Below are 13,078 nucleotides of genomic sequence, written 5' to 3' on the forward strand. Positions count from 1 at the left end.
GGGCTGGCCGCATCGTGTCCTTGTGGAAAATATAAGATGTTATAAATCAATATTGCCAAATTTAATATTGGTTATATAGATGAAATACAGAATTAATATTGGTTGTTAGCACATAGAATCCGGTTGCCCAATTCCACCCATTTTCCTGCTCCAGACCATGACCCACGTCGCTTCTGCCGCTGTCGCGGCCCCCTTCGGCGGTTTCCAGGCCGAACTGCTGCCCACCCCCAGCCCCCTGCGCGCCGCCATCACCGCCGCCTACCGCCGCGATGAGCGCGAGGCCGTACAGTGGCTGTTGCAGCAGGTGCAGGAAGAACAACCCTGGAAGGACGCCACCCAGCAACTGGCCAGGAAGCTGGTGCAGCAGGTGCGCGAGAAGCGTACCCGTTCTTCCGGCGTGGATGCGCTGATGCATGAATTCTCGCTGTCTTCCGAAGAAGGCGTGGCGCTGATGTGCCTGGCCGAAGCGCTTCTGCGCATCCCCGACCGCCAGACCGCCGACCGTCTGATCGCCGACAAGATCAGCAAGGGCGACTGGCGCAAGCACCTCGGCGAATCACCGTCGCTGTTCGTCAATGCCGCCACCTGGGGTCTGCTGATCACCGGCAAGCTGGTCTCCACCAGCAGCGAGAGCGGCCTCACGCAAGCCATCACGCGCTTGATCGGCAAGGGCGGCGAACCGCTCATCCGCAAGGGTGTGGACCTGGCCATGCGCATGCTGGGCAACCAGTTCGTGACCGGCCAGACCATTGAAGAAGCGCTGGACAACAGCCGCGAGAATGAAAAGCGCGGCTATCGCTATTCCTACGACATGCTGGGCGAAGCGGCGCTGACCATGCACGACGCCGATGCCTACTACCAGTCCTACGAGAGCGCCATCCACGCCATCGGCCGCGCCTCCAATGGACGCGGCATCAAGGATGGCCCCGGCATTTCGGTCAAGCTCTCGGCCCTGCATCCGCGCTATTCACGCGCCCAGCATGCACGCGTGATGAGCGAACTGCTGCCGCGCCTGAAGCAGTTGCTGCTGCTGGCCAAGCAATACGACATCGGCCTGAACATCGATGCCGAAGAAGCCGATCGCCTGGAGCTGTCGCTGGACATGATGGAAGTGCTGGTGGCCGATCCCGACCTGGCCGGCTTCGACGGCCTGGGCTTCGTGGTGCAGGGCTACCAGAAGCGCTGCCCCTTCGTCATCGACTACCTGGTCGATCTGGCGCGCCGCAACGGTCGCCGCCTGATGATCCGCCTGGTCAAGGGCGCCTATTGGGACAGCGAAATCAAGCGCGCCCAGGTCGATGGCCTGGAAGGCTACCCGGTCTATACCCGCAAGGTGCATACCGACCTGTCCTACCTGACCTGCGCGCAGAAGCTGCTGGCCGCCACCGATGTGATCTATCCGCAGTTCGCCACGCACAATGCCCATACGCTGGCCGCCATCTATCACTGGGCCAGACAGCACCAGATCGACAACTACGAATTCCAGTGCCTGCACGGCATGGGCGAGACGCTCTACGACCAGGTGGTCGGCCCCGACAATCTGGGCAAGGCCTGCCGCGTCTATGCCCCGGTCGGCTCGCACCAGACCCTGCTGGCCTACCTGGTGCGCCGTCTGCTGGAAAATGGCGCGAACTCTTCCTTCGTCAACCAGATCGTCGATGAGGCCGTGCCGCTGGATCGCCTGGTGGGCGACCCTATCGAGACCGTACGCGCCCAGGGCGGCCTGCCGCATCCGGCCATCGCCGTGCCGCATCGCCTCTATGGCGAGGAGCGCAAGAATTCCGCCGGCATCGATCTCTCCAACGAAGATCGCCTGCAGCAATTGGGGCAACTGTTCATCTCCATGGCGGATCGCCAATGGCAGGCCGCGCCGCTGCTGGCCGCTGACACTGCTGCGCAGTCCGCACAGGCCGCACAACTTGTACGCAATCCCGCCGACCTTCGCGAAGTCGTGGGGCAGGTGAGCGAAGCCACCGTGGCCGATGTCGATACGGCGCTGCGCGCCGCCACCGATTACGCGCCGCAGTGGCAGTCCACGCCCGCCACCGAGCGCGCTGCCATGCTGGAGCGCGCCGCCGACCTGCTGGAAGAGCATATCGCCGAACTGATGGCGCTGGCCGTGCGCGAAGCCGGCAAGTCGCTGCCCAATGCGATTGCCGAAGTGCGCGAGGCGGTCGATTTCCTGCGCTACTACGCCATCGCCTCGCGCCATGACGGCAACGTGCTGGCCTGGGGACCGGTGGTGTGCATCAGCCCGTGGAATTTCCCGCTGGCCATCTTCATCGGCGAAGTCAGTGCTGCCCTGGCTGCTGGCAACGTGGTGCTGGCCAAGCCGGCTGAGCAGACCGCGCTGATCGCCCATCGCGCCGTGCAATTGCTGCATGAGGCAGGCATCCCCCGCGCGGCCCTGCAATTGCTGCCGGGCCGTGGCGAGACCGTGGGCGCGGCGCTGACCTCGGATGTGCGCGTCAAGGGCGTGATCTTCACCGGCTCCACCGAAGTGGCGCAACTGATCAACCGCACCTTGGCACAGCGCCAGCATGACGATGGCGATGGCAGCGGCGAGCACGGCGAGGTACCGCTGATCGCTGAGACCGGCGGGCAGAATGCACTGATCGTGGATTCCTCGGCGCTGGCCGAACAGGTGGTGCAGGATGTGCTGTCCTCGGCCTTCGACAGCGCCGGACAGCGTTGCTCGGCGCTGCGCATCCTGTGCCTGCAGGAAGATATCGCCGACCGCACCCTGGCGATGTTGAAAGGCGCGATGGCCGAGTTGCGCGTGGGTCGTCCTGATCGCCTCTCCATCGACATCGGCCCGGTCATCGATGCCGAGGCCCGGCAGAATCTGCTGGACCACATCGAGCGCATGCGCGCCAGCGCCCGCGCGGTGCACCAGCTGCCGCTGGGCGAAGAATGCCAGCACGGCACCTTCGTGGCGCCGACGGTCATCGAGATCGACGACCTGGCGCAGTTGCAGCGTGAAGTCTTCGGCCCGGTGCTGCATGTGCTGCGCTATCGCCGTGATGCCTTGCCGCAGCTGATCGACGCCATCAACGCCACCGGTTATGGCCTGACCCTGGGCGTGCATTCGCGCATCGATGAGACCATCGAGTTCGTGGCCCAGCGCGCGCACGTGGGCAATATCTACGTCAATCGCAATATCGTCGGCGCCGTGGTGGGAGTGCAGCCCTTCGGCGGCGAAGGCAAGTCCGGCACCGGTCCCAAGGCCGGCGGTCCGCTCTATCTGAAGCGTCTGCAACGCAATGCGCAACTGCACGAAGAGCTGACCCGCGCACAGCCCGCCGACGTGCCCAATGCCTTGCTGGACAGTCTGCTGGACTGGGCCCGCACGCACGGCCATGAGCGCCTGGCCGCCAACGGCCAGCGCTACCATCGCGACAGCCTGCTGCAACGCAGCCTGGTGCTGCCCGGTCCTACCGGTGAACGCAATACGCTGGGCTTCGCGCCCCGCGGCCTGGTGCTGTGCGCCGCCGGTAGCGTGGGCACGCTGTTGAACCAGCTGGCGGCGGCCTTTGCTACCGGCAACACCGCGCTGGTCGATGAGCGTAGCGCGGCCATCTTGCCGTCGGGCTTGCCGGCGCCGGTGCGGGCAGCCATCCGTCGCGCCAGCCAGCTCGATGCCGAGCCGCTGCAGGCGGCGCTGGTGGACAGCCACCAGGCCGCCCACTGGCGCGCACGGCTGGCAGCCCGCGAAGGGGCGCTGGTGCCGCTGATCCTGTGCGGCGAAGACACGACCATCCCGCTGTGGCGTCTGCTGGCCGAACGCGCACTGTGCATCAACACCACGGCAGCGGGCGGCAACGCCAGCCTGATGACGATTTCCGTCTAGGCTTTCCCGTCCCCTGCAACAGGCGCCCGGACCTCGTGTCCCGGCGCCTGTTTTTCTTGCAGGCGTACAATATCGGCCTCAATGAGCGGCGGCCTGATGGCATGACTTGCAATCCGGCCAGCCAGCCCCATCTCGACAGGAACGCGGATTGGGCAAGTCCCTCCGCTGCTCCCAGGCACATATTGAACAGAGGCAAGCATGGAACAATTTCACGGCACCACCATCCTTTCCGTCCGTCGCGGCAATCAGGTCGCGCTGGGCGGCGACGGCCAGGTGACGCTTGGCAACATCGTCATGAAGGGCAGTGCGCGCAAGGTGCGCAAGCTCTACCACGGCAAGGTGCTGGTCGGTTTCGCCGGCGGCACCGCCGACGCCTTCACCCTGCTGGAACTGTTCGAGGCCAAGCTGGAAAAGCACCAGGGCAATCTCATGCGCGCCTCGGTGGAGCTGGCCAAGGACTGGCGCACCGACCGTATGCTGCGTCGCCTGGAGGCCATGCTGCTGTGCGCCGACAAGGAAACCACCCTGGTCATCACCGGCAATGGCGATGTGCTCGAACCCAATGACGGCATCGGCGCCATCGGTTCTGGGGGCAGCTATGCGCAATCGGCGGCCAAGGCGCTCTACGAGAACACCGAACTGTCACCAGCCGAGATCGTCAAGAAATCGCTGACCATCGCCGGCGAGCTGTGCATCTACACCAACCTGAACCATATCATCGAGACGCTGGAATAAGCCACGCGGCGCGGGTTTTGCCCCCATTCCCCTGATGAATCGTCACAGCGAAAAGATCACCACCATGAATATGACTCCCAAGGAAATCGTCTCCGAACTCGACAAGCACGTCGTCGGCCAGGCCCGCGCCAAGCGCGCCGTGTCCATCGCGCTGCGTAATCGCTGGCGTCGTCAGCAGATCGAGGAGCCGCTGCGCCACGAGATCACGCCCAAGAACATCCTGATGATCGGCCCCACCGGCGTGGGCAAGACCGAGATTGCGCGCCGCCTGGCCAAGCTGGCGGACGCGCCCTTCATCAAGATCGAGGCCACCAAGTTCACCGAAGTCGGTTACGTGGGGCGTGACGTGGACACCATCATCCGCGACCTGGTCGATATCGGCATCAAGCAGACGCGCGAGCTGGAAACGCGCAAGGTGCGCACCCGCGCCGAAGACGCCGCCGAAGACCGCATCCTCGATGTGTTGTTGCCGCCGGCGCGCGATTTCGGTTTCACGCCCGATGGCAGCAACAACAGTGGCGAGAAGGACGACAAGAACACCACCCGCCAGACCTTCCGCAAGCGCCTGCGCGAAGGTGCGCTGGATGACCGCGAGATCGAACTGGAACTGGCCGAGGCCGCGCCTTCCATGGAGATCATGGCGCCCCCGGGCATGGAAGAGATGACCGAGCAGATCAAGTCCATGTTCTCGGGTCTGGGCAACCAACGCAAGAAGGCGCGCAAGATCAAGATCAAGGAAGCCATGAAGCTCTTGATCGAAGAAGAAGCCGCCAAGCTGGTCAACGAGGAAGAACTGAAGCAGAAGGCCATCGCCAATGTGGAGCAGAACGGCATCGTCTTCCTCGACGAGATCGACAAGATCGCCACCCGCTCGCAGAACGGCAACGCCGATGTCTCGCGCGCCGGTGTGCAGCGCGACCTGCTGCCGCTGGTGGAAGGTACGACCGTCAATACCAAGTACGGCATGATCAAGACCGACCACATCCTCTTCATCGCCTCGGGGGCATTCCACCTGTCCAAGCCCTCGGACCTGATCCCGGAACTGCAGGGACGCTTCCCCATCCGCGTGGAACTGGATTCGCTGTCCATTGCCGATTTCGAGCGCATCCTCACCGGCACCGATGCCTGCCTCACCAAGCAGTACGAAGCGTTGCTGGCCACTGAAGGTGTGAAGCTCGAATTTGCCGACAGCGGCATCAAGCGTCTGGCGGAAATCTCGCACTCGGTCAATGAGAAGACCGAGAACATCGGCGCGCGCCGTCTCTACACCGTGATGGAAAAGCTGCTGGAAGAGATTTCCTTCACGGCCGGTGAAGCCGGGGTGGAGGGCTTGCTGATCGACGCGGACTACGTCAACGAGCGCCTGGGTGAGCTGGCCGTGGACGAAGACCTGTCGCGCTACGTGCTGTAAGCGCAACTGCGGGGAGAATGCGATGGCCAACAAGACACTGGGCACGCGGCAGAAGCTGAGTTACCGCATCGAGCCTTCGCAATCCAAGCCCCGCAATCCGGTGGCGCTGGCCGCGCAACAGCGCGCCGGCGGCGCCGGCCCGCATCGCAAGAGCGAAGCCACGCAGCGCCAGCAGGGCCGTTCGGCCTTGTTGAAGAAACTGATCGATGGCGATGAGGAAAAATAGGCCGGGTGGGGCTCTGAGCACGCCATCATTGCGCTGTGCGCGTTTGCTTGTGGGCATCGTGTAACAAATTGTTAGTCTTTGGAAAGCGCCGGTGTCTGCACCGGCGCTTTCTTTTTTGTCTTCCTCTTGTCTGTCAGCAGAGCGTAGGCGATGCAAATAAGGCGATAAAAAAATACAACAATAGCCAATTCAATCATTAGCTCCCGTCTAAAAAATGTCTGCTATCGACCAAGGTGCAGTCATGCGCGAGCAGAAGCATTAATGTCTGTCCATCCGACTGCAAGTGCGGATCCTCAAGACTATTTTTAGAGAAGGACGTCACATGAAAAAATCTCTGCTGGCACTCGCCGTTCTGGGCGCGTTCGCAGGCGCAGCGCAAGCGCAAAGCTCCGTCACGATCTACGGTATCGTCGATACCGGTGTTGTCTACCAAAGCAAGGTTGCCACCCCCACCGGCGGCACCGGCAGCAAGTTCAGCCTGAATTCGGGTGTGATCCAGGGTTCGCGTATCGGCTTCAAGGGTACTGAAGACCTGGGTGGCGGCCTGTCCGCAGTGTTCAACCTGGAAGCTGGTTTCTCCAATGATACCGGCGCCCTGGATGACTCCAAGACCAGCAACACCCTGTTCCGCCGCAAGTCGGTGGTGGGTCTGGCCGGTAACTTCGGTAGCGTCCTGCTGGGTCGTCAGACCGACTTCGCTGACACCATCTCGTCCTACACCTCGGTGCAAGACTTCGGTGGCTGGACCGGCGCTGCAGGCCACAACCTGGACCGTCTGGAAGGCACCCGCACCAACAACTCCATCAGCTACACCACGGCCAACCTGAATGGCTTCACCGGTAACCTGATGTACGGCTTCGGTGAAACCGCTGGCCAGACCTCCGCTGGTCAAGCCTTCGGCGTCGGCGGCAAGTACGACAATGGTCCTCTGGGTCTGGGTATCAACTACTACCAGTCCAAGGCTGGTTCGACCCCGGCGGATGCCTCCCTGCTGGCTGCCACTGGCACCAACCAGTTCACCAACGGCACCAACAATGGCAGCACTGCCCAGAAGGTCCTGAACGTGGCAGCGTCCTACCAGTTCGGTCCGGCCCGTGTGTACGGCAACTGGTCGCGCGTCAAGCAAGACCTCAACACCCAGGCCAACCTGACCGCCGCTGGCGTGGGTTCGCTGGCGACCATCAGCAACCGTACCCTGGCAGCCTCCAACAAGGCTGACATCTACGAAATCGGTACCGCCTACTCCCTGAGCCCGTCGCTGAAGCTGCTGGCTGCAGTGGATCACACCCGCGCCCAGTTCGACGGCGTCTCCGGCAAGGCCAAGCTGACCCAGGTCAGCCTGGGCACCGACTACTGGCTGTCCAAGCGCACCGACCTGTACGCCTTCCTGGCCTACAGCAAGGCTACCGACCTGAACAACCCGGGCGTGGCTGACAGCAGCGGCACCGATGGCAACCAAGGTGCTGTGGCCGTGGGTATCCGTCACAAGTTCTAAGCGTGTCGTGACGAGCATCGTCGATACGGCGATGCTTGCGCAAGTGCAGAAGGAAAAGCGCCGCATGAGTTTCATGCGGCGCTTTTTTATTAGTTTTTGGTGTTGAAGTTCCCTGGCTCGTCTTATAAATTATTTGCATCAATGCGAGCCAGACGATGGCCTCGCATTCCCTTTGCGATCGCTTTCCCATGCGATCCAATAGCCCTCGCTGGCGGCTGCATTTGTAACTTTTCCAAAGCTCGCTTTTGCACTGCAAAAACCTGACGAAGCCCTGACTGGTGGCCGATCTTTACGTTTGTAAATGAATAGTAATAAGCGCTTTCCCAGCGGGATTTTTGCACTGCGGACTGCTCTAATAGACGCCACACACATCGGTGTGCGCAGTGCTCATCCGCACTGCATCGCGCCACCGAACATCGCCCTCATTGGCACATCGTGCTGCTGTGTTTTCTAACACAGCGGAGGGGAAGTCTTTTGTCCGGATTTAGTGCATCCGGCAGTGCAAGAGAAAGGAATCACATGGCGACAAGAGAAGAACTGGCAGTCATCAAGGCTGCCCGTGCGGGCGAGTCACGCGCACAGCTGGCGCTGGGACGACGTTATCTCAACGGTGGCAGCGGCCTGCCGCGCAGCAAAGGCACGGCCTTCTACTGGCTGCGGCGCGCAGCACAGCAGGGCGTGGATGACGCCTGGATGATCATCGGTCGCAACATCACCTATGAACAGGTCAAGGAGCTGTCGCCGCCCAGGGAAGCCGCCGTCTGGTACGAAAAGGCCTTCGAGGCCGGCGTGCCGCAGGCTGGCCTGATCTTCGCGCGGCTGGTGCTGGACAACACCAGCGAGTTCGACAGCAACACCCATGCGCGCGCCATCGCTGCCCTGTCGCTGCTGGCCAGTCGCGATGACCACGAGGCGCAGTGGCTGCTGGCCCAGCAGATGCAACGCCACGGCCAGCCCATGCTGCCGGGTGCGGCGGCCGCTTCCCCCGCCTACGAAGACAAGCTGATGCTGGAGGCCGCCCGCGCCGGCATCGAGGAAGCCCAGTACGCCGTGCTGGACAAGGCCTGGCAGCAGGGCGACGAGGCCAGCTTTGCGCGCGGTGCGCAACGGGTCACGCAACGGCTGCTGGCGCGTCATGCCAACGCCGTGGCGCAACTGGAGAAGGATGGCCAGATCCACGGTGCGGTGCAGCTCAGCGATGAGGAAGCCACCTTGCTGTTGCGCTATGGGCAATGGCGCCTGCGTGGGGCGTCGCCGGATCCGGATGAATTGCAGATCCTGTTCGAACTGGCGGCCATGGGCGGCAATGCGCAAGCCTGTCTGGAACTGGGCCTGTTGTGCGCCAAGATCGATCGCCAGGGCGAGCGCATCTTCATGGAACATGGACTGGCCAACTTCAAGAAGGCGCTGCACTGGCTGGAGCGCGCAGGGGAAGCCGGCGTGGCGCAGGGCTGGCATGCGCTGGCGCGCATCTATTCGCGCTCGATCTATTCGCAGCGCAATCTGCAGGTGGCGCAACACTATCTCGAGAAGGCGGCCCAGGCCGGACTGGTGGAGGCGCAGTGCGAACTGGCGCAGGTGTGCTGGCGCCATCGCCGCGATGATCCGCTCAATGACGTCAAGGCGCTGTATTGGTGGCAGCAGGCGGCGGCCCAGGGCGAGCCGACGGCGCAGGCAGCGCTGGACGCTTTCGCCGCGCAGCCGGACGCCCAGGGCTGGGCCTTGCAGGCGCAGGCGCTGCTCACCGACAAGCTGCGCAACAGCAGTCCCTTCCTCAGCGCCCGCATCGAATTGGCGGCCACTTTCGGGCTGACCAAGCCAGAGGCGTTGCTCATCGATATCAAGGCGGCTGACTACGGCCACTGCCTGGTGGTGGACATCTGCGCCCACCATGCGCGCAGCAAGCGCCGCCTGATCGCCGTCCAGACCGACGCCCAGCGCGCTACCCTGAACCGCGTCTCGCGCCTGTTCGGCGATGTCGATTGCGGTTTCGACGGACTGGAGGGCAACTACCGCCAGCGCCAGTACCGGCTGCGGACGACCTTCCCCGGCCTGGGATAAGGGCGATAAGGGCGCGCTTACATGTGGTAGCGCAGCGTCAGCGCGACGTTGCGCGGCGCACCCGGCATGCTGAGGTTGGGGTTGGTGCCGTGGCCGGAGATGATGTAGCCGGTATTGAAGAGATTGCCGATGTTGAGCTGCACTTCATACTTGGACGTGCGATAGGCTGCCATCGCATCGACCGTGACGTAACCGGGCAGCGTAACGGTGTTGCCCGGATTGGCAAAGCGCGCGCCCACTGCGTTGGCGCCGCCGCCGACCACCAGTCCCTCGCCCAGCTCGCGGGTCAGCCACAAGTTGCCGCTATGGCGCGGGGTCAGCGTGGCGTTCTTGCCCTTGAAGGGGACGCCATTGTCGAAGGATGAGGACTCGGTGATCACGGCGTTGAGCCAGGCATAGCCGGCCAGCAGTTTCCAGCCTTGCTTGAGATCGGCGCTGAAGCTCAGTTCGGCGCCGTCGGTGCGCTGCTTGCCGACCGGGATGACTACGCCGTTGGGCAGGGCCGACTTGATGTTGTCGCGCTCCAGGCGGAACACCGAGACGGTGGCGCTGGCGCGGCCTTCCCAGAAATCGTATTTGGCGCCGGCTTCGGTATTGCGGGTCTGCTCGGGCGCCAGGTCGGCGTTGTTGGTGGCCAGCGCGAAGCTTTCCCCGGAGGGCTGGAAGGAGCGGCTCCAGGACAGGTAATACGATTGCGTCAGGCTGGGTTGCCAGACCAGGCCGGCGCGCGGGCTCACGGCTGTGTCGGTGCGCTGGAGATCGGCCGTGCTGCCGTTGGCCAGGTTGAGGATGCGCGATTGCTGGCGATAGCGGTCATAGCGCAGGCCCACCAGCGCCTTCCATTGCTCGCTCAGGCTCAGGCTGTCCTGCAGATAGGTGGCGAAGGTGTCGTAGGTGCCGTAGGTCAGCGTCGGCGGGTTCAGGCGATTGGGGTCGACCACCGGCAGCACGGGATTGAAGATGGAGACGCCAGGGAAATTGACGACGCCGCTGGCCTGGCTGGCATCCTTGCTCTGGCTACCCAGTTCCAGGCCGTAGAGAATCTCGTGGCGGATCGATCCCAACTGCAGCTTCTGCGTCAGCTCGCTCTGGTTGAACCAGCCGTTTTCATCCCGCACCAGCTTGGCGTGGTTCAGGGTCGTCGTGGCGGTGGCCTCATTGACGGTGCCGCCATTGGTGTTGTTGCGATTGAGGTGGTAATCGTAGTAGCGCAGCCCGTTGCGGAAGGAAAACTCATCGTTGAATCGATGCGTGAAGGTCGCCGTAGTCGAGGCCACGCGCGATTGCACGAAGTCGGCGTCGCGGGCGTTGCGCGCGCCATAGGTAGTGCCGGGATCGACATCGACCGGCCGGCCGCGATAGGAGGGAATGCCGAAGTCCATCATGCGGCGGTCTTCCAGATAATCCATCTGCAGCAACAGCTTGGTATCGGCCGAGAAGCGCAGCGCCACCGACGGGGCGATGGCCGTGCGGTCGATGAATTGCTGGGCGCGGAAACTGTCGCCGCGCTCGACTGCGCCGGTCAGGCGCCACGACAGCGCGCCTTCGCCGGCGCGTCCCAGGTCCAGCTCGGCGCGGCGGCCGGCGGTGCTGTTGGCGGTGAAGCTGACATCGCTGACATCCACCCCAGGCTTCTTGGTCACCCGGTTGATCAGCCCTCCCGATGAACCCCGGCCATACAGGACGGCAGCGGGTCCCTTGATCACTTCCACGCTTTCCACATTGGACAGATCGCGGAAATACAGCGCATCGTCACGGAAGCCATCCACGAACTGGTCGCCAATGGCCGTAAAGCCACGGATGAAGACCTGGTCGCGCTGACCGTCGCCGGTGGACAGGCCCAGACCGGGCACGTTCTTGAGCACATCCTGCAAGGAGCTGGCGTTCTGGTCGCGGATCACCTGGGCAGGCACCACGTTGATGGTCTGCGGCACGTCGCGCAACGGCGCTTCGCTCTTGGTGCCGCTCACCGCGGTGGGGGCGACATAGCCATCGTTGGCGCGCGCACCGCTGACCTCGATGGCGGGCAGGGCGGTCGTGTCCTGCTGGGCGCAGGCGGGCAGGATGGCCAGCGGGGAGAGCGAACAGGTGGCCAGCACGGCCAGGCGCAGCGGGGAGAGGCGGAAGTTCATGGATTTTTTCACAGGCGGGGACATTAATAGGAATAATTATTATTCGTATTTAATAACACTTGTGAATAAATGTAAATCTGCGAACGCGGTCGTCCGCATTCTTCTCATCCGTCAGGATGAAAAGACGCGACAATGCCGCCCCTCTTGCCTGCAGGCAAAGGTGAGGTGAAGAAAGGAAAGAGAGGGGAGGAAGTAGACGGGCCGGCGAAGCGCCCCAAGCCGGCCTAGTGCAGGCTGATCACCCGATCATCATCGTCGCCGCCCTCCGGGCCGGCCTGGCCGAAGGAAAAGAGTTCATAGCTGGCGCCGTCGTCATCGGCCTGGTACTGGTAGGGATTGCCCCAGGGGTCGCGCGGCAGGCGCTCTACGTAGCCGCCCAATTGCCAGCCATTGGCCAGGGGCTCGCGTACCGGCCTGATCACCAGCGCCAGCAGGCCTTGCTGGGTGCTGGGATAGCGGCCATTGTCCTGGCGGTAACGTTCCAGCCCGGCGGCGATGGCCTTCATGTCCTTTTCGGCGGCCTGCGCCTGCGGGCTGTGATCGTGGTTGAAGCGCGTGACCAGCGGCGGAACCAGCAAGGCTGCGCCCACGGCCAGCACCGTCAGCACCAGGATCCAGCGCAGCCGCGCCAGGCCGCGTTGCAGGAACAGGAAAGCAGGATGTCGCCGCGAGGGCTGGAGAGAACGGCGCATGGATGCTGCTGGCTTCAAATCGGCGATGGGTTGGAAAACACGCAAGTATAAGCGCGCAGCCGCCCAAAAGGCGACATGCGCCATCGGGCGAGCTGCCCGCTGTGGTTGCTCAGGGACGGATGGTCACCGGCACGCCGGCCTGGCTGCTGACCACCTCCGAGAGGGTGGCGTAGAGTTCGGTGCCGTCGCGGGTGTTGAGCCAGTGCTGGCCGTCGTACTTGTAATGGAAGCCACCAGAGCGGGCCGCCAGCCACATCTCCTGCATCGGCGCCTGGCTGTTGATGATGATCTTGGAGCCGTTGTCCACGCACTCGATTTCCAGCACGTTGCCGCTGCGGCTGCATTCCACGTCCAGGTCGCTGGCGTCGCAGGCATCCTCGAGAGCCGTCTCGATGGCGTTGAGGGTGGCGTCGGCCAGGTCCAGGAATTCCGATTCGGTCATGCTACACTCCAAGGCATTCTAAGATTTCGATGTA

General features: G+C 63.2%; 9 protein-coding genes. 6 read left to right on the forward strand and 3 right to left on the reverse strand.

Annotation, left to right across the window (positions count from 1 at the left end):
- The first annotated feature begins 157 nt into the window (after positions 1-157).
- The 6 genes from putA (at position 158) to ACP92_RS00925 (ending at position 9,778) form a co-directional block, all read left to right on the forward strand.
- Entirely contained in the window at positions 158-3,850 is a 3,693-nt protein-coding gene (gene putA / locus ACP92_RS00900) for a trifunctional transcriptional regulator/proline dehydrogenase/L-glutamate gamma-semialdehyde dehydrogenase (protein ID WP_013232229.1), read from the forward strand.
- A 198-nt stretch (positions 3,851-4,048) separates the two neighbouring features.
- Positions 4,049-4,585: an ATP-dependent protease subunit HslV gene (hslV, locus tag ACP92_RS00905; protein WP_013232230.1), complete on the forward strand. Its 537-nt coding sequence runs from the start codon at positions 4,049-4,051 to the stop codon at positions 4,583-4,585.
- A gap of 64 nt (positions 4,586-4,649) precedes the next feature.
- The gene (hslU, locus tag ACP92_RS00910) at positions 4,650-5,996 is read left to right on the forward strand and encodes an ATP-dependent protease ATPase subunit HslU (RefSeq protein ID WP_013232231.1); all 1,347 of its coding nucleotides are present in this window, start codon (positions 4,650-4,652) and stop codon (positions 5,994-5,996) included.
- 22 nt (positions 5,997-6,018) lie between these two features.
- A complete protein-coding gene (locus ACP92_RS00915) occupies positions 6,019-6,222 on the forward strand; it encodes a hypothetical protein (RefSeq protein WP_013232232.1) in 204 nt (67 codons plus the stop codon).
- 322 nt (positions 6,223-6,544) lie between these two features.
- Positions 6,545-7,717 (forward strand): porin, encoded by a 1,173-nt coding sequence (locus tag ACP92_RS00920; RefSeq protein ID WP_013232233.1) that lies wholly within the window; start codon positions 6,545-6,547, stop codon positions 7,715-7,717.
- 519 nt (positions 7,718-8,236) lie between these two features.
- Positions 8,237-9,778, forward strand: coding sequence for a tetratricopeptide repeat protein (locus ACP92_RS00925; protein WP_013232234.1), 1,542 nt, complete (start codon positions 8,237-8,239; stop codon positions 9,776-9,778).
- A 17-nt stretch (positions 9,779-9,795) separates the two neighbouring features.
- On the opposite strand, the gene ACP92_RS00930 is transcribed toward ACP92_RS00925, so the two are convergent.
- From ACP92_RS00930 to cyaY, 3 genes are all read right to left on the reverse strand, one after another.
- Positions 9,796-11,910 carry a TonB-dependent receptor gene (locus ACP92_RS00930; protein ID WP_013232235.1) on the reverse strand — a complete coding sequence of 705 codons (2,115 nt, stop codon included), beginning with the start codon at positions 11,908-11,910 and terminating at the stop codon, positions 9,796-9,798.
- A gap of 224 nt (positions 11,911-12,134) precedes the next feature.
- Complete coding sequence (gene gspG / locus ACP92_RS00935) at positions 12,135-12,602, reverse strand: type II secretion system major pseudopilin GspG (protein ID WP_041309959.1); 468 nt, start codon at positions 12,600-12,602, stop codon at positions 12,135-12,137.
- A gap of 109 nt (positions 12,603-12,711) precedes the next feature.
- Positions 12,712-13,044, reverse strand: coding sequence for an iron donor protein CyaY (cyaY, locus tag ACP92_RS00940; RefSeq protein WP_013232237.1), 333 nt, complete (start codon positions 13,042-13,044; stop codon positions 12,712-12,714).
- Positions 13,045-13,078: the final 34 nt, after the last annotated feature.

Origin of the sequence: Herbaspirillum seropedicae, from assembly GCF_001040945.1 — a bacterium.
Taxonomy (GTDB): Bacteria; Pseudomonadota; Gammaproteobacteria; order Burkholderiales; family Burkholderiaceae_D; genus Herbaspirillum; species Herbaspirillum seropedicae.